Genomic DNA, 19,721 nt, shown 5'->3' on the forward strand with positions numbered 1-19,721 from the left:
CTGCTCGTCGGTGAGGCCGCGGTCGAAGTTGTCGTAGCCGAGCTGCTTGGCGCGGCCGTTGGCCTCGTTGCGCGCGTCGATCTCTTCGGCCGTCGAGTAGCTCTCGTACACGGCGCCGGCGGCGATGAGCCGGTCGAGCACCTCGCGATAGATGCCGTGGCGCTCCGACTGCCGGTACGGCGCGTGCGGCCCGCCGACCTCGACGCCCTCGTCCCAGTCGATCTCGAGCCACCGCAGCGCGTCGAGCAGCTGCAGGTAGCTCTCCTCGCTGTCGCGCGCGGCATCTGTGTCTTCGATGCGGAACACGAGCTTGCCGCCGTTGTGGCGCGCGTACGCCCAGTTGAACAGGACGGTGCGGATGAGTCCGACGTGCGGCAGACCCGTCGGTGACGGGCAGAACCGGACGCGGACGTCGGCGCCGGTGGCGGTGGTGGTGCGGGGATCAGGCGAAGAAGGCATCGCGTCAGAGTGTAGTTGGCGAAGCCGCGACGGTCGGCAGCCCCGGGTTGCGGGAGGCAGCCGCCTCGGGTCGGCCGCCGGACGTGGCGATCAGGCGCGCGAGCGCCTCCAGCGTCGCGCGGACCGCGGGCACGCGGTCGGCCCCGCGCGCCGTGACGGTGTGGATGCGCCGCTGCTCGCCGGCCGGCAGCGGCACGACCGCGACCCCCGGCAGCTGCGGGAACGACTCGATCGCCATCCTCGGCAGGGTCGCCACGCCGATGCCCTGCGCGACCAGGCCCTCGACGGCCACGAAGTTGTCGGTCTCGAAGGCGATGCGCGGTGCGAAGCCCGCGCGACCGCACAGCTCGAGCAGGTGACCGCGGCAGCGCGGGCACCCGGCGATCCAGTCCTCGTCGGCGAGCACTCGCACGTCGAGCGCGTCGGCGGTCGCCGCGGGGTGGCCGGCGGGCAGCACGGCGAGCAGCTCGTCGGCGCCGACGGTGTTCACCGCGAGCCCGCGGGCACTGGATCCGTGCGGGTCGTCGCGGTCCCCCGGGTAGCTGAAGGTGAGGGCGATGTCGGTGCGATCCTCACGTACCGCCTCGACCGCCTCGGGCGGCTCGGCCTCGACGTATGTGAGCGAGATCCCCGGATGCCGCTGGGCGAGGTCCGCGAGCAGGCGCGGGACGATCGTGGGCGACGCCGACGGAAAGGCCACCAGCCGGACGCGCGCGGCGCGCAGCCCTCGGAGCTCGGCGAGCTCGCCGGCCGCGGCATCCAGCGCCGTCGTCACGGCGGGGGCGTGCCGTGCGAGGATCCGGCCCGCGTCGGTGAGGCGGACGCTCCGCCCGACCCGTTCGACGATGGCCACGCCGAGGCGCTGCTCGAGGCGCTTGAGCTGCTGGCTGACCGCGGGCTGGCTGTAGCCGAGAGCGAGGGCGGCGCCGGTGATGGACCCCGCATCGGCGACGGCCTTCACGACCCGCAGTTCGCGCGCATCGAACGCGGGTTCGTCGTCCAGAACGTCGGTCACCGGCCAATCATAAGTCGCTGTTATGTGTCGCATGGGACACCTGCCGTAGACATGAGCAATCTGCGGGTTCACTCTGGATGCATGCCCGCCCTCGCCGACTCCGCCGCGCTCGCCGCCGCGCGCCGCGAGTTCGACGGTGGCCGCGACTACCTGGCCGCGTGCACGGTGGGCCTGCCCAGCCGTGCGACGCGACGCGCCGTCATCGCAGACCTGGATGCCGCTGGATCCGGTCGACCCGACCTCGCCGCATACTGCGCGGCGGTCGAGCGCTCGCGCGGACTGTTCGCGTCACTGGTCGACGTCGGCGCCGAGCGCGTCGCGATCGGCTCGCAGACCTCTGTCGCCGCGGGGCTGGTGGCATCGGCGCTGCCCCACGGGGCCGAGGTGCTCGTCCCAGACGGCGAGTTCTCGTCGATGGTGCTGCCGTTCGTGCACTCGGGCCGCGGTCTCGTGGTGCGGAGCGCTCCCCTGCGCGACCTCGCCGCACATGTCCGCCCCAGCACGGCGCTCGTCGCCTTCTCGGTCGTGCAGTCCGCCACCGGCGAGGTGGCGGATGCCGCGGCTATCGTGGCCGCCGCCGCGCAGCACGGTGCGCTCACCCTGTGCGACGCGACCCAGGCCGTCGGCTGGCTCCCGGTCGAGGCATCCGACTTCGATGCCGTCGTGTGTCACGCCTACAAGTGGCTCTGCGCGCCGCGGGGGGTGTCGTTCCTGACCGTCTCGGACAGGCTCGGCGCGCGCATGACCCCGCTCAACGCCGGGTGGTACGCCGGCGACGACCCTTGGGCGTCGTGCTACGGCCGCGAGGTCGAACTTGCCCCCGACGCGCGCCGGTTCGATGTGTCGCCCGCCTGGCAGGCGTTCGTCGGTGCCGCACCGGCGCTCGAGCTGTTCGCGGCGCTCGACCCGTTCGAGCTGCACGCCCACTCCACGGGTCTCGCGGCCGCGTTCCGCGCCGGGCTGGGCATCGCCGAGCCCGAGCGCGCGTCGGCGATCGTCACGTGGGACGACCTGGACGGCAGCCGGCTCGCACGGCTCACCAGCGCGGGGATCACGGCGTCCGGACGGTCGGGGCGGGCGCGCGTCGCATTCCACGTCTTCAACGACGAGGACGACGTCGACCTCGCGCTCGCAGCGCTCGGACACTGACGCCGACGACTCCGCAGACTGCGTAGAATTCCCCCGCGGGTCAGCCGGGGCCCGCGCTCCCACGGAGGCCGCGATGACCGCCCACCCCGACCGCACGGTGCTGCGCGGTGGAACGGTGATCGACGGAACGGGCGCACCGAGGTACGACGCCGATGTCGTGATCGTCGGTGACCGGCTCGGTCACATCGGCGAGGTCGATCCTCGAGCAGACGACCACACCGTCGACTGTCGCGGCCGCCTCGTGATGCCCGGCTTCATCGACGCCCACGCGCACGCCGACGGCGCCGTGTTCCAGAGCGAGGTGCAGCTCGCGCTGCTGCGCCAGGGCATCACGACGGTCGTGGGCGGCCAGGACGGCGTCTCGTACGCACCCGGCTCCGGAAAGTGGGCGACCCGCTACTTCGCGGCGATCAACGGCCCGCATCCGAACTACGCCGGCGGCGGCGTCGCCGAGCTGCTGCACTCGTACGACGCCACCACGCCTGTCAACGTCGGCTACCTCGTCCCCGCAGGGACGGTGCGGCACGAGGTGATGGGTATGGACCGCGGACGAGCGGATGCCGCGCAGCTCGCCCGCATGCAGCTGCTCGTGGCAGAGGGGCTCGCCGCCGGGGCGCTCGGGCTGTCGAGCGGACTGGACTACGTCCCCGGGATCTTCGCCGACACCGCCGAGCTCGCCGGGCTCTGCGCCCCGGTGGCCGCAGCGGGCGCCCTGTATGCCACGCACATGCGGGGCGGCTACGAGACGAACACGGCGGCCGGCCTCCGCGAAGTCGTCGCGATCTGCGCTCCGGGCGAGGCGCACGGCGGCGTACGCGGCCACGTTTCTCACCTGCATGTGGATGCCGCCGACGCCGAGCGGCTTCTCGCCGAGGCCGCGGCATCCGGAGCCGACCTCTCGTTCGACATGTACCCGTACACACGCGGCTGCACGCTGGTGTCGATGGCGGTGCTCCCGCCGGAGTACAGCGCCCTCGACCTCGACGACGCCGTCGCCCGACTGTCGGACCCGGTCCAGCGCGCGAAGCTGCGGGAGGAGTGGTTTCCCGCCGTCGCGCACAAGCCCAGCCTCGGGCCCGACTGGCCGACGATGATCCGCGTCGCCCACACCCCCGCCGAGGATTGGGCGTGGGCGGCCGGCCTCACACTGGCGGAGATCGCTGCTCGGCGCGCCAGCTCCGTCGAGGACGCGACGCTGGACCTCCTGATCGCGGGGCGCCTCGAGGTCAGCGCGGTGATGGCGGTCCGCGAGGAGCGATCCGTCGATAATCTCGCGCGACTGTTCGCGCATCCCGCGCACACCGGGGGCTCGGACGGCATCTTCGTCGGCGCCGTCCCCCACCCCCGCGCGTGGGGCGCCTTCGCCCGCTTCCTCGGCACGTACGTCGGCCGGTCCTTCTCGTGGGAGGACGCGGCCGTTCACCTCTCGGCGCGCACCGCCGAGCGGTTCGGCCTGCATGAGCGCGGCATCCTGCGCCCCGGTAACGTGGCCGACATCGCCGTCGTCGATCCCTCGACGGCCGCGGATGCCGCAACGTACGACGCGCCACGGCGGCCGGCCCACGGTATCGACGACGTGTTCGTCAACGGCCGGCAGGTGCTGCGCAGCGGCGAGCTCACGGGCACCCGCGCCGGCCGTGGCCTGCGCCGCTCCCCCGCTCCGCCGTCACGAACCTCCGCTGCGGCCCCCGGCCCGCGACAGGCGGACAGTCAGAACCCGACGAAAGGAACCCCATGACCAAGCACGCCGTGCTCATCGAGAACGCCCCCCGACCTGCCGGGCCCTACAGCCACGGCGTGGCGGCTGCGGGCCTGCTGTTCACGGCCGGCTTCGGCCCGCAGGATCCGGCAACCGGGGAGGTCGTGGCCGGCGGCGTGTACGAGCAGACGCAGCAGGTGCTGCGCAACGTCGGCAGCGTGCTCGCCGCCAAGGGCGCCTCGTTCGACGACGTCGTGAAGGTCACCGCACACCTGCAGCACCTCAAGCGCGACTTCGCCGAGTACAACCGCGCCTACGCCGAGTTCTTCCGCGAGCCCTACCCCGTGCGCACCACCGTCGGCTCGGACCTGTACGACATCCTCGTCGAGATCGACGTCGTCGCGGTCCTGCCCGCCGAATGACTGCCGCCGCGCACCGGGGTTCGGCGAGCCGCGTGCTCGAGCCAGGCGACAAGGGGCTCCCCGCCGACGCCGCGGGCCTCACCGTGGCCGAGTTCCTGGCCCGAAAACCCTCTCTGACCGACCTCTGGACCCCTCTCCTCGTGATCGACGACGGCGCGCTCGATGACAACATCGCCTTCCTCGCCGGGTGGGTGGCCGAGCGCGGACTCGAGCTGATGCCGCACGGCAAGACCACGATGGCGCCGCAGCTGTGGTGGCGGCAGCTCGACGCGGGCGCGACGGGCATCACGGTGGCGACGCCGTCGCAGCTGCGGGTGGCCGTGGATGCCGGCATCCCCGCCGTCATGCTCGCCAACCAGCTGGTGCAGCCGGACGCCATCCGCTGGACCGCGGCGGCCATGGCGGCAGGCACCCGCGTGTGGAGCTGGGTCGACGACGTCGCGGGCATCGACGCCATCGAGCACGCGCTGGGCGACTCGGCGGCCCAGCCGCTGGAGGTGCTGGTCGACGTCGGGCGCCCGGGCGGCCGTACCGGCGCCCGCTCGCTGGAGGCGGCGGTCGCCGTCGCGCAGCGCGCCGCTGCGTCGCCTGCTGTGCGGCTCGCGGGTGTGACCGGCTACGAGGGCGCCGTCGCCCACGGCCGCGACGCCGAGGCACTGGCGTCCGCGCGCGCCTACGTCGACGAGCTTCTCGCCGTCCACCAGGCGCTGACACCGCTGTACGACGACCGCGACGTGGTGGTGTCGGCCGGTGGCAGCGCGTACCCCGACGTCGTCGGCGCCGCGTTCGCCGCGGCTGGGCCCACGCGCCGAGAGGCTCCGCGCAACGCGCCAGCGGTGCGTGGAGCAGGCGTGGGGCCCGTCGGCGGCGACCGCACGCGGTTCGTGCTGCGGTCCGGTGCGTACCTCGTGCACGACCACGGCTACTACCGGCAGAACTCGCCGTTCGACGGTGCAGGGCTGCGCCCCGCGGCGCGGGGGCTTGCCCGGGTGGTGTCGCGCCTCGATGCGAGCACCGCGATCGTCGATGCGGGCAAGCGCGACTTCCCGTTCGATGAGGGGCTGCCCGAGCCCCTGTACGCGATCGGCGCCGCGGGCGAGCGGATGCCGCTTCCCGGCGCGGTGACGACGAAGCTCAGCGATCAGCACGGCTTCGTGCGCATCGCGGGCGACTCACCGCTTGGGGTAGGCGACCTCGTCGTGTTCGGACTCTCCCACCCGTGCACGATGTTCGACAAGTGGCGCCTGGTGCCCGTCGTGGACACGCTGGACGACCCGCTGAACGCGATCGTCACCGACCTCGTCGAGACGCGGTTCTGAGCCTCAGCCCGGCTGACCGGCGGCGCGGGCGCGGGAGGCGCGCCAGCCGAGCGGGGCGAGCAGCACCGAGGCGGCGACGAGCACCAGCACGACCAGGGCGAGACCGCCGTAGCCGATCCAGCCGAGCACGGCGCCGGCGGCGATCGCGCCGAGACCGCCCACGATGCTCATCGTGAAGTCGCTGAAGCCCTGGCGTCGCGTGCGCAGCTCTTCGGAGGACGACTCGGTGAGCAGCGTCGAGCCCGCCACCGTCGACGCGCTCCATCCCAGGCCCAGCAGCACGAGCGCGACGGTCACCGCCGTCGTCGACGTCTGGCCGAACGAGGCGGTGAGCAGCGCCGCGACGAGGAGCACCTGACCGACCAGGATCGTCGGCACACGCCCGACCTTGTCGGAGAGGATGCCGAAGACCGGCGAGAGCATGTACATGCCGGCGATGTGCAGACTGATCGTCAAGCCGATGATCGACAGGGTGGCCGCCTCAGACGCGCCGTGGGTCAGATGCGCCAGATGCACGGGCGTCATCGCCATCACCGACACCATCGTGCCGTGGGCGGCGGCCACGGCGAAGATCGCGTACCGAGCCGCGACCGGGCGATCGGCCTTCGCGATCACGCGGCTGCCTGACCGCGCCGAGGCGACCACCCGCTGCGCCAGAAGCAGCGGGTCGGGTCGCATCGCCAGGAGGTACAGCACGATCGCGAGCCCCTGCGCGACGAGGGTGAACAGATAGGCCCCGGTCAGCGGGGGCATGCCGATCGCACCGCCGAGCACCTCGCCGGGCCCGGTGAGGTTCGGTCCGAGAACGGCGCCCACCGTGGTCGCCCACACGACGATCGAGAGATCGCGGCCGCGCGAGGCATCCGTCGCCAGATCCGCCGCGGCGAAGCGCGACTGCAGATTGGCCGCCTGGCCCGCCCCGATGATGAAGAAGCCGACGAGCAGCAGCGGGAACGCGGCCAGGGCGACAGCGACGATCACCAGTCCGACGCCGACGAGGGCGACCGCCATTCCGGTGGTGAGCGACAGTCGTCGGCCATGCCGGCGCGCGATCGCAGCCAGGGGCACCGCCGTCAGCGCGGTGCCGAAGGTCACGGCGGCCGCGGCGAGTCCCGAGAAGGCGTCCTCCCCCGAGATGTCTGCCGCGAGCACCGCACCGAGCGACAGCGTCGCACCGAAGGCGAGCCCGCCGAGTACCTGGCCGAGCGAGAGCACCCAGACGGTGCGCCGCTGAACCGCGGCCACCTCTTCGGCGGTGGTACCGCTGTCGGTCCTCACACCGACGGCGTCGGCGTGAGGTGCGCTGCCATCCTCGTCAGGCGCCACGGGCCCTGTCACGCATCTCGAGCCCTGTCACGCATCACGGGCGGTGTTGCGCAGGATGCCGAGGCCGGTGATCTCGACCTCGACCGTGTCGCCCGCGACGATCTGACCGACGCCTGCCGGGGTGCCGGTGAGGATCACGTCGCCGGGCAGCAGCGTGAAGGCCGCGGATGCGTAGGCGATCACGTCGGCAAGCGAGAAGATCATGTCGCTGATCGGTCCCTGCTGGCGGACTTCGCCGTTCAGCCGCGTCGTGATGACGGCGGGACCGGCGACGTCGAAGTCCGTCTCGATGGCGGGGCCGAGGGGGCAGGACGTGTCGAAGCCCTTCGCGCGCGCCCACTGGCCGTCGGACTTCTGCCAGTCGCGGGCGGTCAGGTCGTTGGCGATCGTGTAGCCGAAGACGTAGTCGAGCGCGTCAGCGGCCGGCACGTTCTTCGCGATGCGGCCGATGACGGCGGCGAGCTCGCCCTCGAAGCTGATGAAGTCCGAGCCCTTCGGCAGCACGACGGCGTCGCCCGGGCCGACCACGGTGGTGTTGGGCTTGAAGAACAGCATCGGCGCGGTGGGAACGTCGTTGCCGAGCTCTGCGGCATGGTCGCGGTAGTTGCGGCCGACGCAGACGAGCTTCGAGCGCGGGATGACCGGGGCGAGCAGCGCGACATCGGCGAGCGGCACGCGCTCCCCGGTCGTGTCGTACCCGGCGAACATCGGGTCGCCGGCGAGGACGACGAGTTCTCCCTCGTCGACGATTCCGAACTTGATGGCGTCGTTGTGGCTGAAGCGCGCGATCCTCACCGGATCAGCCTAGCCATCCCGCCCGACACCACCAGGCCCGACACGGACAGCCCCGGGCCCGCGCAGCGCGCCGGGCCCGGGGCTTCCGGAAAACGACGGATCAGCCGTCGAGACGCACCAGCCAGCCGTGGCGATCGGCCACACGCCCGTACTGGATGCCGGTGAGCTCCTCGCGCAGCGACAGCGCCAGCTCGGACGCCGCGTCGCCCTCGTGCACGATCTCGTAGTCATCGGCGACGAGCTTGCCGATCGGCACGATGACCGCCGCCGTGCCGCACGCGAACGCGCCGACGATGGAGCCGGATGCCGCGCCCTCGCGCCACTCGTCGATCGAGACCTTGCGCTGCTCGACGACGAGCCCGCGGTCCTGCGCGAGCTGCAGCACCGAGGCGAGCGTGATGCCCTCGAGGATCGACTCGGACTGGGGCGTGATCAGCCGCCCGTCGTTCGTGACGAGCACGAGGTTCATGCCTCCGAGCTCCTCGATGTAACCGTCGTCGAGGAAGAGCACCTGCTGGCAGCCCTTCTCGTACGCCTCGGCCTGCGGCAGCAGGCTGGACGCGTAGTTGCCGCCGGTCTTCGCCGCGCCGGTGCCACCGCGGCCCGCGCGCGCGTAGCGCGTCGACAGTGCGATGTTGACGGGCTGGACGCCGCCCGGGAAGTACGCGGCGGCCGGGCTCGCGATGAGGTAGTAGCCGACCTTCTTCGCGGCCCGGACGCCGAGGAAGGCCTCTTTCGCGAACATGAAGGGGCGCAGGTACAGGCTCGTCTCACCGGCGGTCGGCACCCACGCGCCGTCGACCGCGATCAGCTCGCGGAGCGACTCGAGGAAGTACTCGGTGGGTAGCTCCGGCAGCGCCAGCCGCTGTGCCGAGCGCTGCAGGCGGGCCGCGTTGCGATCGGGGCGGAAGGTCCAGATGGACCCGTCGGCGTGACGGTAGGCCTTGAGGCCCTCGAAGATCTCCTGCGAGTAGTGCAGCACGGCCGCCGCCGGGTCCAGCGGGATCGGGCCGTAGGGCTGGACGCGGGGGCGGTGCCATCCGCCCTTCTCGGACCAGCAGATGTCGACCATGTGGTCGGTGAAGTGCTGCCCGAAGCCCGGGTCGGCGAGGATCGCCTCGCGCGCGGCATCCGGAGTCGCGTCGGTGTTCCGCGTGACGTTCCAGACGAGGCCTGCGGCCGAGGGCGCCTGGAGGGGAAGGTCGATGGTCATGGGTGGAATCCTCTGTCGGTAGGACGACGTGATCTCAGATTACGCCTGGAGCCGGGCGACGATCGCGTCGCCGATCTGCGTCGTCGTGCGGGTCGCGCCCGCGTCGGAGCCGCGTGCGGCCAGATCCTCCTCGACCGCGGTCGTGACGCGGCGGGACTCGTCCTGGAGCCCGAGATGATCGAGCAGCAGTGAGACGGAGAGGATCGCGGCCGTGGGATCGGCCTTCTGCTGGCCTGCGATGTCGGGCGCCGATCCGTGCACGGGCTCGAACATCGAAGGGAACGCGCCGTCGGGATTGATGTTGCCCGAGGCGGCGAGGCCGATGCCACCGGTGACGGCGCCGGCCAAGTCGGTGAGGATGTCGCCGAAGAGGTTGTCGGTGACGATCACGTCGAAGCGGCTCGGGTTCGTGACCAGGTAGATGGTGGCCGCGTCGACGTGCACATAGTCTACGGTCACGTCGGGGTGCTCGAGCGCGACCTCGTCGACGAGGCGCTTCCAGATGCCACCGGCATGGACGAGCACGTTCGTCTTGTGCACGAGCGTGAGCTTCTTGCCACGACGCTCGGCCAGATCGAACGCGTAGCGCACGACCCGTTCGACCCCGAACGCGGTGTTCACGGATGTCTCGTTGGCGACCTCGTGCGGCGTTCCCGTGCGGATCGACCCGCCGTTGCCGACGTACGGCCCTTCGGTTCCCTCCCGGACCACTACGAAGTCGATGTCACCGGGCTCGGCGAGCGGGCCGGGCACGCCCGAGTACAGCTTCGACGGCCGCAGGTTGACGTAGTGGTCGAGCTCGAACCGCAGCTTCAGCAGCATTCCGCGCTCGATGTTGGCGTTCTTGAGGCGCGGATCGCCGGGGACACCGCCGACCGCACCGAGCAGGATCGCGTCGTGGTCCTTGATCGCGGCGAGGTCGTCGCCGGTCAGCGTGTCGCCGGTGTCGAGGAAACGGCCGGCGCCCAGCGAGAAGCGCGTCTTCTCGAAGCGGATGCCGCTGCCCGCAACCGCGGCATCCATCACCTTCTCCGCCTCGGCGATGACCTCCGGACCGATGCCGTCACCCGGGATGACGGCCAGCTTCACGACGCGCGACATAGTGCTCCTACGACTTCTGGCGGGACCCTCCCAGGGTAGTGGCCGCGATGACCCCCGCGACGACGACCAGGGCGGCGCCGATGAGCGCGGTGACGGTCACGCCGGCGTCGAACGCCGTCGCGGCCGCCTCGAAGAGCGCGTCGCCCGCGGTGCCCCCGATCTCTCCGGCCGCGTGCACCGCACCGGCCAGGGTCTCGGACGCGGCCGCGGCCGCGGCATCCGGAATCCCTTCGGGGACGACGAGATTCGTGCGATAGAGCGCCGTGAGGATGCCGCCCAGCACGGTCGTGCCGAGCACCGCGCCTAGCTCGTACGCGGTCTCGGAGACCGCGCTGGCGGCTCCGGCCTTCGCCGGCGGCGCGCTGGACAGCACGAGCTCGTTCGAGACGGTCTCGGCGGCGCCGATGCCGATGCCGAGCGAGACGAAGGCCGCCACCAGTGCTGCGATGCTCTCGGGTCCGGTGGCGTACGCCACCGTGATGTACCCCGCGACGGAGAACACCAAGGCCACCGGCACCACGACGCGAGCAGGCCACCTCTTCGAGATCGGCACGACCACGAGTCCGGCCACGATCATCATCGCAAGACCCGGCACGAGCGCGAGACCCGCCTGCATCGGCGAGAGGCCGACGATGAGCTGCAGGTGCTGCGCGACGAAGAACAGGAACCCGACGAGCGCGATGACGCTGAGGAGGTTGACCATGAGCGCGCCGCTGAAGCTTCCCCGGCGGAACAGGCGCATGTCGAGCATCGGCGTGCGGGCGCTCAGCTGGCGCCGCACGAAGAGCACGCCGAAGGCCAGCCCGGCGAGCATCGGCAGCCACGCCGCGACCGCGAACCCGTGCACCGCGAGCTCCTTGATGCCGTAGACGATGGGGATCATCGTCGCCATCGAGAGAGCGATGCTGAGCGGGTCGATGCGGCCCGGCTTCGGATCGCGGCTCTCGGGCACGAGCAGGGGCGCCAGCACCAGGAGCGGGATGAGCACGGGCACCGACAGCAGGAACACGGATCCCCACGAGAAGTGCTCGAGCAGGAGTCCCCCGACGATCGGGCCGAGCGCCGCGCCGGCCGAGAACATCGCCGCCCACACGGCGATCGCGAGACGGCGCTGATCGCGGTCGGTGAAGATGCTCCGCAGCAGCGACAGCGTCGAGGGCATCAGCATCGCGCCGAACACGCCCATGGCGGCGCGCGCGACGATGAGCCACCCCGCGCTCGGGGCGAAGGCGGCGAGCACGGAGGCCGCCGCGAAGCCGGTGGCGCCGATGAGCAGCATCCGTCGCCGCCCGAACCGGTCGCCCAGCGTCCCCATGGTGACGAGCAGGCCCGCCAGCACGAGCGGGTAGGCGTCGATGATCCAGAGCTGCTGGGCGCTCGAGGGCCCGAGCTCGAGCGCGATCGACGGCAGCGCGAAGCTCAGCACCGTGTTGTCGACCGAGACGAGCAGCACCGGCAGCATGAGCACGACGAGCGCGGCCCAGCCGCGCCAGCCGACCTTCCGTCCCTGGGCGTCGGCGAGCGAGAGTTCTTGAGTGAGAGTCATCATTTCTATACCGTCCAGCCGGTATAGTATCAGGATGCGGCCTCGCCTGTCGATACGATCGACGCCATGAGTCGCCCTCCCCTCGCCCGCGAGAAGGTGCTCGACGCCTTCGAGCAGATCCTCATCGAAGAGGGCGAGCGCGCCGCGACGATGGATGCCACCGCGAAGGCGGCCGGGGTGTCCAAGGGCGGTCTGCTCTACCACTTCGGCACCAAAGAGGCCCTCGAATCGGCGATCATCGACCGCCTGCGGACCCTGGTGGCCGACGATGTCGCTGTGATGACCGTCGCCCCGGAGGGGCCGATCGCGTACTTCCTGCGCACATCGGTGATGGCGAACGACCCCATCGACCGCGCCATCCTCGCCACGTCTCGCCTCGCGCAGGGCGGCGACGCCGTGGCCAGCGACGCACTGCGCGACGTGCGCGAGCAGTGGGCCGCGGCCCTCCGACCGCACACGAAAGACGGGGTGGCGCTCGACCTGGTCATGCTCGTCAGCGACGGGCTTTACTTCAACAACGCGCTCTCGGGCGGCTCGATCCCGGGGCCGGTCCCCCGCGGCCCTGCGCTCGACGCGCTCATCGCCCTCGTCGAGGGCGCGACGCGGGTCTAGACCCTCCGAGCGCTGCACATTGCGGCGATCGCGTGCCGGCGCGACGCCGCGCTCGCACGAAAGTGCAGCGCTGGCGCCCGTCTCTCAGCCGCGCCGGGCGAGGACACGGCGCGCACGCCGCAGCATGGCGTGGACGACGAGCGGGTGCGCCAGCGAGACCGGAGTGAAGTACACGCGGCCGCGCCAGTCGTTGAAGGTGACCACCGTGGTGACGCGCACGACGGCGGCCGCGGCATCCACCCCCACTCCGCAGCGGAAGGTCAGGTGCTTGTCGGCGTATTGGATGAGGGCCTCGTCGCCGACCACCCGGCGCACGTCGAAGACGCCGCGCGGCGCGGCCTCGAGTCCGAGCAGCGGGGCGAGCGCCATGCGCACACCCATCGCGACCTTCACCCACGCGGGGGGCGGACGACGGCCGGAACAGGGTCTCGGCCCAGACGCGCGGGTCGTCGGTGCTGCGCGGCGGCTTCGACACCAGGATCACGTCGCCGTAGTCGAAGCGCGACAGACCTTCGAACGCGAGGCTGCGGAAGCCGGGGCTCCCGCCGGATGCGGGCACGGGAGCGGCAGCCTGCACGGATGCCTCCCCCGGTGCCATCGCTCAGTCCTCGGTGACCTCGATGCGGCGGAACAGGTCGGCGCCCACCGCTTCGCGCATCTCGTCGAGAAGGTCCTCGGGCACCGGCGAGTCGACCGTGAGCACCGAGAGGGCGCGGCCGCTGGCGTCGGCCTGCGCCACCTGCAGCCCGGCGATGTTGATGCCGGCGCTGCCGAGCTTCTGGCCGTAGATCGCGACGATGCCGGGACGGTCGGCGTACCGCATCACGAGGTGGTGCCGCTCGATCGGCACCTCGATCTCGTAGCCGTTGATGCCGACGACCTTCGGCACCATGCGCGTGCCGGCGAGCGTGCCGGCGATCGTGAGCACGGACCCGTCGGCGAGGGTGCCGCGGAGGATCGTGATGTTGCGGTACAGCGGGCTCTCGGCCTCGACGATCAGTCGCGTCTCGATGCCGCGCTGCTCGGCGAACAGCGGCGCGTTGACGTACGAGACGTTCTCGCTGACGACGTTGGCGAGGATGCCCTTGAGCGCCGCAAGGCGGTAGACGCTGACGTCGTACGCCGCGAGCTCGCCGCGCACCTCGATGTCGAGACTCGTGAGGGCGCTGTGGGCGAGGCCGGTGAAGAACTGCCCGAGCTGCTCGACGAGCGAGATCCCCGGGCGCACAAAGGGGTCGATGATGCCGCCGGCGACGTTGACCGCGTCGGGCACGAGGTCGCCCTCGAGGGCGAGCTTGACCGACTTCGCGACCGAGACGCCCGCCTTCTCCTGCGCCTCGTCGGTCGAGGCGCCGAGGTGCGGCGTGACGACGACGTTCGGCAGGCTCAGCAGCGGGAAGGCCGTGCCGTCGGCTGCCGGCGGCTCGCTCGTGAACACGTCGAGGCCGGCGCCCGCGATCTCGCCCTCGGTCAGTGCGGTGTACAGCGCCGCTTCGTCGATGAGGCCGCCGCGCGCGACGTTGACGACGAACGCCGTCTTCTTCATGAGGCGGAACTGCTCGGTGCCGATCATGCCGGTCGTCTCAGGCGTCTTCGGCATGTGGATCGTGACGAAATCGCTCTGCGCGAGCAGCTCGTCGAGCTCGAGCAGCTGCACGCCGAGCTGCTGCGCCCGGGTCGGAGTGACGTAGGGGTCGTACGCGACGACCGAGACGCCGAACGCCTGCAGACGCGCCGCGATGAGGGCGCCGATGCGGCCGAGGCCGATGATGCCGACGGTCTTCTCGAACAGCTCGGTGCCGGTGTAGGAGCTGCGCTTCCAGGCGCCGCCCGAGAGCGACGCATGAGCGGCCGGGATGCGGCGGGAGAGGCTGAGGATGTGCCCCACGGTGAGCTCGGCCGCCGAGATGATGTTCGAGGTCGGCGCGTTCACGACCATGACACCCGCGGTGGTGGCGGTCTTGATGTCGACGTTGTCGAGGCCGACGCCGGCGCGGGCCACGACCTTGAGCACGGGAGCGGCCGCGATCGCCTCGGCGTCGACCTTCGTCGCCGAGCGGATCAGCACCGCGTTCGCGTCGGCGAGGGCCGCCAGAAGCGCGGGGCGGTCGGTGCCGTCGACGTGGCGCACGTCGAAGTCGGGCCCCAGGGCGTCGATCGTGGCGGGAGACAGTTCTTCGGCGATGAGGACGACAGGCTTCGGCACAGGTGGTTCCTTTGGGGGCGGTGCGCGAGCGCGCGGAGCAGGGCAGACCGGATGCCGCGCCGCACGCCGTCGGGGGCGAGGCCTGTGACAGCCTACCGCCCGTGCGGCGACCCGCCCGACCGTGTGACGGCCGTCGGGCTCGACCCGGTGGCCTCGAGCCGCGGGAGCCTCAGCCCAGGAAGGATGCCGAGTTGAGCGTCGTGTAGGCGACGACGTTCAGCCAGAACACCGCGACGAGCGCCAGGCCGGTGAGCATCACGAGCAGCAGCTCGTGCGGCGCGCGCCGGTACCCGATCGCGAAGGCGGCGCCCCACACGATCAGCGGGAACAGCGCAGCGAAGATCCAGATGAACCACCCGAACGCGTTGAGCGTGAGTCCCGCTCCGGCGAACACCTGGAGAGTGGCGACGAGGTTGCCGATCGCATTCCAGACGGCGTACGCGTAGAACAGACCGACGATGCCCGCGATCGCGGCCACGAGCCAGGTGGGTGTCTTTCCCCTCCGCGCCGCGGGCGCGTCGGGGAGGACTGCGCGGCCAGAGGCTTCGCGCGACCGGCCGGCATCATCTGGAGACGGCGTGGCAGCCGTGACGTCGTCGCTCATTGTCCGATCGCCCCGATCATCACGAAGGGCCAGGGCAGCAGCAGGACCGCGCCGACCGCCAGCCACGCGAATCTGACCCACGCGCGCGAGCGGCGGGTGAGGAGCAGGGTCGTCACGAACCACAGCACCGGTGCGAGTACGGCGAGCCACAGGCTCCCCTGGTACATCACGTCGAGCACGAGGTACTGCGCCCGGCCCTGCAGCCGCAGGCCGCCGATGATCCAGCCGACCGCGTAGAGCGCGTACACGCCGCCCAGCACGCCCAGGGCGACGAGCGCGCCGTTGCCGAGGTGCCGCCGCTCAGTCACGATCGTGTCGCCGTCGGCAGGCACGGGTTCTTCGACGGATGCCGCACGCGGCGCAGCCGCTGAGCCCAGCGTGTCACTCCCCTTGCCGACGGCGGTGTAGCCCTTCGGAAGCCCCTGCCCCGAGGCCGGCGCCGGGGCCGGAGCTGCGTGCTCGGGCGCGACGTCGGTTCCAGCAGCCGCTCCGACATCGAGCGTGGGGTCGTCGTCACCGTCCCAGGTGAGGGCGTCGTCGTCGCGTCCGGTCGTCACGGTCTCAGAGTAGTGCGCCGCGCGGGGCGGCCGAGAGCCGACCGGCGCTGCGGCGGGCTCTCGGCATCCCGAGCTCAGTCGAACAGGCGCATCATCAGCGTGTGCCAGGTCTCATGACCGACGATGCCGTCGGCGGGCGGCAGGAAGACGCCCTGGAACTCCCGCACCGCGGCGTCGGTCTGCGGGCCGAAGTCCCCGTCGACGGTCACTCCGGCCAGCAGCGTCTGCACGGCACGAACCGCCTCGCCCTTCGCCCCCGCCGGACCGTCGCCCTGCTTCACGGTGATGATGAGGCTCGGCCAATCCAGTTGGCCGAGGGTGGTCGAGATCTCCACGGCACGCAGCGTCTGCTGGAAGGCGCGCGCGGCCTGGCCGCTCAGCGGCCCGAATGCACCGTCCGCGGCGATCGTCGCCCCGTGCGCGCGCAGCAGATGCTGCGCCGCCAGCACGCGCCAGTTCGTCGCCTGCGACGATCCCTGCTTCACGAGCGCCCACGGACGCTCGCCCGGCACGAAGGTGCTGAAGAACGACCAGGTCTCGCGTCCTGCGACGCCGTCGAGCGAGAGGCCCCACGACTCCTGGAAGAACTCGACACGCTCCTTCGTCATGGGGCCGAAGTCGCCGTCGACGACGAGCGGGTCCTCCCCCGGCGAGCGCAGCAGCCCGAACTGCTGGACGGCCCGGACGGCGTCGCCGGTCGACCCCTGCTGCACGGCGATGACGAGGCGGGGCCACGTGATGGGCCCGACGATGCCGTCGGACGGCACACCCTGCGCCGTCTGGAAGGCGCTGACGGCGGCGGCTGTCGCAGGCCCGTACGCGCCGTCCACGGCCACAGCATGGCCGTGTGCCCGCAGCAGGTACTGGATGCCGGGGACGATCGCGGCAGACGATCCCACTCCGACGGTGCTCCACGGTTCGACGTTCATGACGGCTCCTCTGATCGGTGTCCGATGCGGGGCTTGCGCCCCACTCGATTCCGAGGTGCCGCAGACGCGCCGTGATACGTCCGCCCCGAAAAGCCGGGACGGAAGCTCAGCCGGCGGCTGCGACAGCCTCTGCGACGATCCCGGGGTCGGTGACGTCGTGTCCGGCCGAGCCGCCGCCTGGTCCCGATGGTGCGTCGCGGCCTGCGCGGGAACGCGCCGACAGGTGCACGGCGTCGACGCCGGCGGCGAAGAGCGCGGAGATGTCGGCGGGCTGCACACCACCGCCGGCCATGACCTCGACAGCCCTTGACCGGGCGCTGAACGCGGCGAGCGCGGCGAGGCCGTCGATGGACCGGGGTGCGCCGCCGGAGGTCAGCACACGGTCCACGCCCTCCGCCACGAGCGCGTCGAAGACCGCGGCCGGGTCGGCTGCGGCATCGACGGCGCGGTGGAAGACGAGCGTGGCGGGGCCCGCGGCATCCCGCCATCTGCGGAGTGCGTCGACGTCGAGGCCTCCGGCCGGCGTCAGGGCGCCGACGACCACGCCGCCCGCACCGCGATCGACGCAGGCGCGGATGTCGGCGGCCACCAGAGCGACCTCCTCGGGGCTGTACACGAAGCCGCCGCCCCGGGGACGCACGAGGACGTTCACCGCCGACGGGTCGACCGCGGCCAGGACCCCCTCGAGGGTCGCCAGTGACGGGGTGAGCCCGCCGACGTCGAGCGCCTGGCACAGTTCGAGTCGCGCCGCCCCCGCGCCGATGGCGGCGCGGGCGCCGGCGGGGTCTTGGACGGCGATCTCGACCGGACGACGTGCGCGCATGCCGCGAGCCTATCCGTGCACCGCCGGGGAGGTACCCCCCATGGCCCGGCTCCCGCCCGAGGGAGCCGGGCCATCGCCCGGGTCAGAAGACCGGCGTACCGGCCCGCACGAGCCTCCAGTTCACGACATGGAAGTCCGCGGGGTCGATCACCCCCGTCGCCGACGCATAGGCCACGATCGCCTCGCGGATGGCGACCTGGGCGTTGTACACGACCGGCGCGGCGGCGATGTGCGGGAAGCCGCCACCGCCGGACTGCCGGTAGTTGTTGACGGCGACCACGAACCGCTGGTCGGCGGCCACAGGTGTGCCCTCCCACGCCAGGTTCGCGATGCGCGAGCCCTGCGGCTGCGAGATGTCGATGTCGTAGGTCACACCCGAGAACTGGTCGAAGTTGTAGTCCGGGGTTCCCTGCGCGTTGGTCCAGGTGGCCGGGGCCACCGGCGCGGCCGGCGCGACGGTCAGGAAGTACTTCGCGGAGTACTCGAGGTAATCCTTGATCTGGGCTCCGGTCAGCACCGATCCGAGCAGCGTGTTGTCGTAGATGTACAGTCCCGCGACATCCTTGATCGTCACCTGCCCCGCGGGGAAGGTCGCCGCACGGTTGAACGGCGCCGCGAGCGAGATGATCGGAAGCGATGCCTCGGCCGTCCCCGCGATCGCCTTCGAGACCACGTCGATCTGCACGTGGTTCACGTAGTCGAGGATCGCGGTGTCCTTCCAACAGGACTCGGCCGCCGCGAGCGTCTCAGAGGACGTCGCGACGGGCGTGTTCACGTACGCGACGACGGCGTCGTGCTGCGCCTGGACGACCTGCACCAGTGCCGGATCGTCGGCGACGGTGTTGGTGTTCAGCGTGAGCGACCTCGCGGTGGTGACCCCCCACTGCCCCCGCTCCATCGTGAGCTCCAGATCGAACACGCTGAGCCGCTGGCCCCAGTTCTTCGGCTCACTCATGACGACCTCTTTGCCGGTGACCTTGTTCGTCACCCGCACTTCGGGCTTGTCGGCGTGCGCATGCCCGAACAGGATCGCATCGATGCCCGGCACCTCCTCGGCCAGCATTCGCGCAGCATTCTCGACCGGGATGTCGCTGCCGTAGGACGACAGACCGCTGTCGCCCGCATGCACGCTCACGACCACGACGTCCACGCCCTCGGCGCGCATGACGGCGACCCAGCGTGCCGCCGTCTCGACGACATCGAGCACGTCGATGCGGCCGCTCACGTTGCTCTTGTCCCAGATCACCACGCCGGGGTTGGTGAGCCCCAGGACGCCGACGCGGATCGGCTTGTACCCGGGCATGTGCATCTTCTTGACGATGTAGGGCTGGAACGCCGGCTCGGTGGTGCCCGCACGCACGGCGTTGGCGGCCAGCGCCGGCGCATCCAGTTGCGAGATCCAGTAGTCGAGGAAGTCGAGCCCGTAGTTGAACTCGTGGTTGCCGAGCGCCACGGCGTCGTACCCGATCGCGTTGAACCCCGCTGCGACCGGGTGGACGGCGCCGGATTCGGTCACCGGGTCGACGGTCGCGTAGTAGAACCCGAGCGGAGAGCCCTGGATCGTGTCGCCGGCGTCGAAAAGCAGCGTGCGCTCGCGGCCGCGATCGGCGCGGATCTGGTTGACGAGGCTCGACACGCGCGCCAGGCCGATGGTGTTGCCGGCGCTGTCGCCGTAGGCCGCGTCTTTGTAGTAGTCCCAGTTGAGCACGTTGGCATGGATGTCGGAGGTGCCCATGATCGTGATGGTGACGGACTTCCCTCCGCCGGCCGCCACTGCCCGCGGCGTCTGCACCCAGCCCGCCGCGGCGAGCACGCCGGCTGCCGAGGCACCGACGAGGAAGTTCCGGCGGCTGAGGCCGGACCGTGGCGGGGTGTCCGCCAGAGGGGGCATGTCGTGGTCGGGTTCGTGATCAGCCATGTGTTGTGCCATGGCGAGGATCACATCA

18 protein-coding genes and 1 pseudogene are annotated in these 19,721 nt (G+C 71.5%); 5 read left to right on the plus strand and 14 right to left on the minus strand.

Going from position 1 to position 19,721, the window contains the following annotated elements; genetic code table 11:
- Both B1729_RS00485 and B1729_RS00490 read right to left on the minus strand, forming a co-directional pair.
- On the minus strand, window positions 1–459 hold a 459-nt coding region (locus B1729_RS00485; protein WP_239539284.1), incomplete at its 3' end, for a glutamate--tRNA ligase family protein.
- A 4-nt stretch (window positions 460–463) separates the two neighbouring features.
- Complete coding sequence (locus B1729_RS00490; RefSeq protein WP_239525775.1) at window positions 464–1,507, minus strand: LysR family transcriptional regulator; 1,044 nt, start codon at window positions 1,505–1,507, stop codon at window positions 464–466.
- Window positions 1,508–1,555: 48 nt separating this feature from the next.
- Here B1729_RS00490 and B1729_RS00495 point away from each other — a divergent pair, with 48 nt between their 5' ends.
- The 4 genes from B1729_RS00495 (at window position 1,556) to B1729_RS00510 (ending at window position 6,063) form a co-directional block, all read left to right on the plus strand.
- Complete coding sequence (locus B1729_RS00495) at window positions 1,556–2,623, plus strand: aminotransferase class V-fold PLP-dependent enzyme (RefSeq protein WP_163630100.1); 1,068 nt, start codon at window positions 1,556–1,558, stop codon at window positions 2,621–2,623.
- 73 nt (window positions 2,624–2,696) lie between these two features.
- A complete protein-coding gene (locus B1729_RS00500) occupies window positions 2,697–4,361 on the plus strand; it encodes an amidohydrolase family protein (RefSeq protein ID WP_163630102.1) in 1,665 nt (554 codons plus the stop codon).
- On the plus strand, window positions 4,358–4,744 hold the full coding sequence (locus tag B1729_RS00505) for a Rid family hydrolase (protein WP_163617395.1): 387 nt from the start codon (window positions 4,358–4,360) through the stop codon (window positions 4,742–4,744). Before B1729_RS00500 ends, B1729_RS00505 begins: the two co-directional genes overlap by 4 nt.
- A gap of 32 nt (window positions 4,745–4,776) precedes the next feature.
- Window positions 4,777–6,063, plus strand: a complete 1,287-nt coding sequence (locus B1729_RS00510) for an alanine racemase (RefSeq protein WP_239539286.1) — start codon at window positions 4,777–4,779, stop codon at window positions 6,061–6,063.
- A gap of 3 nt (window positions 6,064–6,066) precedes the next feature.
- On the opposite strand, the gene B1729_RS00515 is transcribed toward B1729_RS00510, so the two are convergent.
- From B1729_RS00515 to B1729_RS00535, 5 genes are all read right to left on the minus strand, one after another.
- Window positions 6,067–7,341: an MFS transporter gene (locus B1729_RS00515; RefSeq protein ID WP_163630106.1), complete on the minus strand. Its 1,275-nt coding sequence runs from the start codon at window positions 7,339–7,341 to the stop codon at window positions 6,067–6,069.
- Between the two features lie 75 nt (window positions 7,342–7,416).
- Complete coding sequence (locus B1729_RS00520; protein WP_163617398.1) at window positions 7,417–8,184, minus strand: fumarylacetoacetate hydrolase family protein; 768 nt, start codon at window positions 8,182–8,184, stop codon at window positions 7,417–7,419.
- A 100-nt stretch (window positions 8,185–8,284) separates the two neighbouring features.
- A complete protein-coding gene (locus B1729_RS00525; protein ID WP_163617399.1) occupies window positions 8,285–9,397 on the minus strand; it encodes a branched-chain amino acid aminotransferase in 1,113 nt (370 codons plus the stop codon).
- 39 nt (window positions 9,398–9,436) lie between these two features.
- Complete coding sequence (locus B1729_RS00530) at window positions 9,437–10,498, minus strand: 3-isopropylmalate dehydrogenase (RefSeq protein ID WP_163617400.1); 1,062 nt, start codon at window positions 10,496–10,498, stop codon at window positions 9,437–9,439.
- A 7-nt stretch (window positions 10,499–10,505) separates the two neighbouring features.
- Complete coding sequence (locus B1729_RS00535; protein WP_163630124.1) at window positions 10,506–12,044, minus strand: MFS transporter; 1,539 nt, start codon at window positions 12,042–12,044, stop codon at window positions 10,506–10,508.
- A gap of 66 nt (window positions 12,045–12,110) precedes the next feature.
- Between B1729_RS00535 and B1729_RS00540 the strand changes: the two genes are divergently transcribed.
- Complete coding sequence (locus B1729_RS00540) at window positions 12,111–12,656, plus strand: TetR/AcrR family transcriptional regulator (protein WP_163630108.1); 546 nt, start codon at window positions 12,111–12,113, stop codon at window positions 12,654–12,656.
- 84 nt (window positions 12,657–12,740) lie between these two features.
- On the opposite strand, the pseudogene B1729_RS00545 reads toward B1729_RS00540, so the two are convergent.
- From B1729_RS00545 to B1729_RS00575, 7 genes and pseudogenes are all read right to left on the minus strand, one after another.
- A pseudogene (locus B1729_RS00545) lies at window positions 12,741–13,055 on the minus strand (DUF2867 domain-containing protein); the annotation flags it as partial.
- A gap of 202 nt (window positions 13,056–13,257) precedes the next feature.
- On the minus strand, window positions 13,258–14,862 hold the full coding sequence (serA, locus tag B1729_RS00550) for a phosphoglycerate dehydrogenase (protein WP_163617404.1): 1,605 nt from the start codon (window positions 14,860–14,862) through the stop codon (window positions 13,258–13,260).
- Between the two features lie 169 nt (window positions 14,863–15,031).
- Window positions 15,032–15,466 (minus strand): bacitracin resistance protein, encoded by a 435-nt coding sequence (locus tag B1729_RS00555; protein ID WP_239539289.1) that lies wholly within the window; start codon window positions 15,464–15,466, stop codon window positions 15,032–15,034.
- A complete protein-coding gene (locus B1729_RS00560; RefSeq protein WP_163617405.1) occupies window positions 15,463–16,023 on the minus strand; it encodes a DNA polymerase III subunit gamma/tau in 561 nt (186 codons plus the stop codon). Before B1729_RS00560 ends, B1729_RS00555 begins: the two co-directional genes overlap by 4 nt.
- Before the next feature lie 74 nt (window positions 16,024–16,097).
- On the minus strand, window positions 16,098–16,952 hold the full coding sequence (locus tag B1729_RS00565) for a peptidoglycan-binding protein (protein ID WP_163617406.1): 855 nt from the start codon (window positions 16,950–16,952) through the stop codon (window positions 16,098–16,100).
- A gap of 106 nt (window positions 16,953–17,058) precedes the next feature.
- Window positions 17,059–17,775, minus strand: a complete 717-nt coding sequence (locus tag B1729_RS00570) for a copper homeostasis protein CutC (protein WP_163630111.1) — start codon at window positions 17,773–17,775, stop codon at window positions 17,059–17,061.
- A gap of 82 nt (window positions 17,776–17,857) precedes the next feature.
- Window positions 17,858–19,693, minus strand: a complete 1,836-nt coding sequence (locus B1729_RS00575; protein ID WP_239539290.1) for a 5'-nucleotidase C-terminal domain-containing protein — start codon at window positions 19,691–19,693, stop codon at window positions 17,858–17,860.
- Window positions 19,694–19,721 lie beyond the last annotated feature (28 nt).

The sequence above is a fragment of the Microbacterium sp. B35-04 genome (assembly GCF_010634885.1).
In the GTDB taxonomy this organism is placed as follows: Bacteria; Actinomycetota; Actinomycetes; order Actinomycetales; family Microbacteriaceae; genus Microbacterium.

What these genes read in the sequence shown, in the direction of transcription:
- B1729_RS00540 (WP_163630108.1), top strand. Translation starts at nt 12,111, where the DNA reads ATGAGTCGCCCTCCCCTCGCCCGCGAGAAGGTGCTCGACGCCTTCGAG.
- B1729_RS00535 (WP_163630124.1), bottom strand. Translation starts at nt 12,044, where the DNA reads ATGACTCTCACTCAAGAACTCTCGCTCGCCGACGCCCAGGGACGGAAG.
- B1729_RS00565 (WP_163617406.1), bottom strand. Translation starts at nt 16,952, where the DNA reads ATGAACGTCGAACCGTGGAGCACCGTCGGAGTGGGATCGTCTGCCGCG.
- B1729_RS00570 (WP_163630111.1), bottom strand. Translation starts at nt 17,775, where the DNA reads ATGCGCGCACGTCGTCCGGTCGAGATCGCCGTCCAAGACCCCGCCGGC.
- B1729_RS00490 (WP_239525775.1), bottom strand. Translation starts at nt 1,507, where the DNA reads ATGCGACACATAACAGCGACTTATGATTGGCCGGTGACCGACGTTCTG.
- B1729_RS00495 (WP_163630100.1), top strand. Translation starts at nt 1,556, where the DNA reads ATGCCCGCCCTCGCCGACTCCGCCGCGCTCGCCGCCGCGCGCCGCGAG.
- B1729_RS00500 (WP_163630102.1), top strand. Translation starts at nt 2,697, where the DNA reads ATGACCGCCCACCCCGACCGCACGGTGCTGCGCGGTGGAACGGTGATC.
- B1729_RS00525 (WP_163617399.1), bottom strand. Translation starts at nt 9,397, where the DNA reads ATGACCATCGACCTTCCCCTCCAGGCGCCCTCGGCCGCAGGCCTCGTC.
- B1729_RS00555 (WP_239539289.1), bottom strand. Translation starts at nt 15,466, where the DNA reads ATGAGCGACGACGTCACGGCTGCCACGCCGTCTCCAGATGATGCCGGC.
- B1729_RS00505 (WP_163617395.1), top strand. Translation starts at nt 4,358, where the DNA reads ATGACCAAGCACGCCGTGCTCATCGAGAACGCCCCCCGACCTGCCGGG.
- B1729_RS00575 (WP_239539290.1), bottom strand. Translation starts at nt 19,693, where the DNA reads ATGGCTGATCACGAACCCGACCACGACATGCCCCCTCTGGCGGACACC.
- B1729_RS00530 (WP_163617400.1), bottom strand. Translation starts at nt 10,498, where the DNA reads ATGTCGCGCGTCGTGAAGCTGGCCGTCATCCCGGGTGACGGCATCGGT.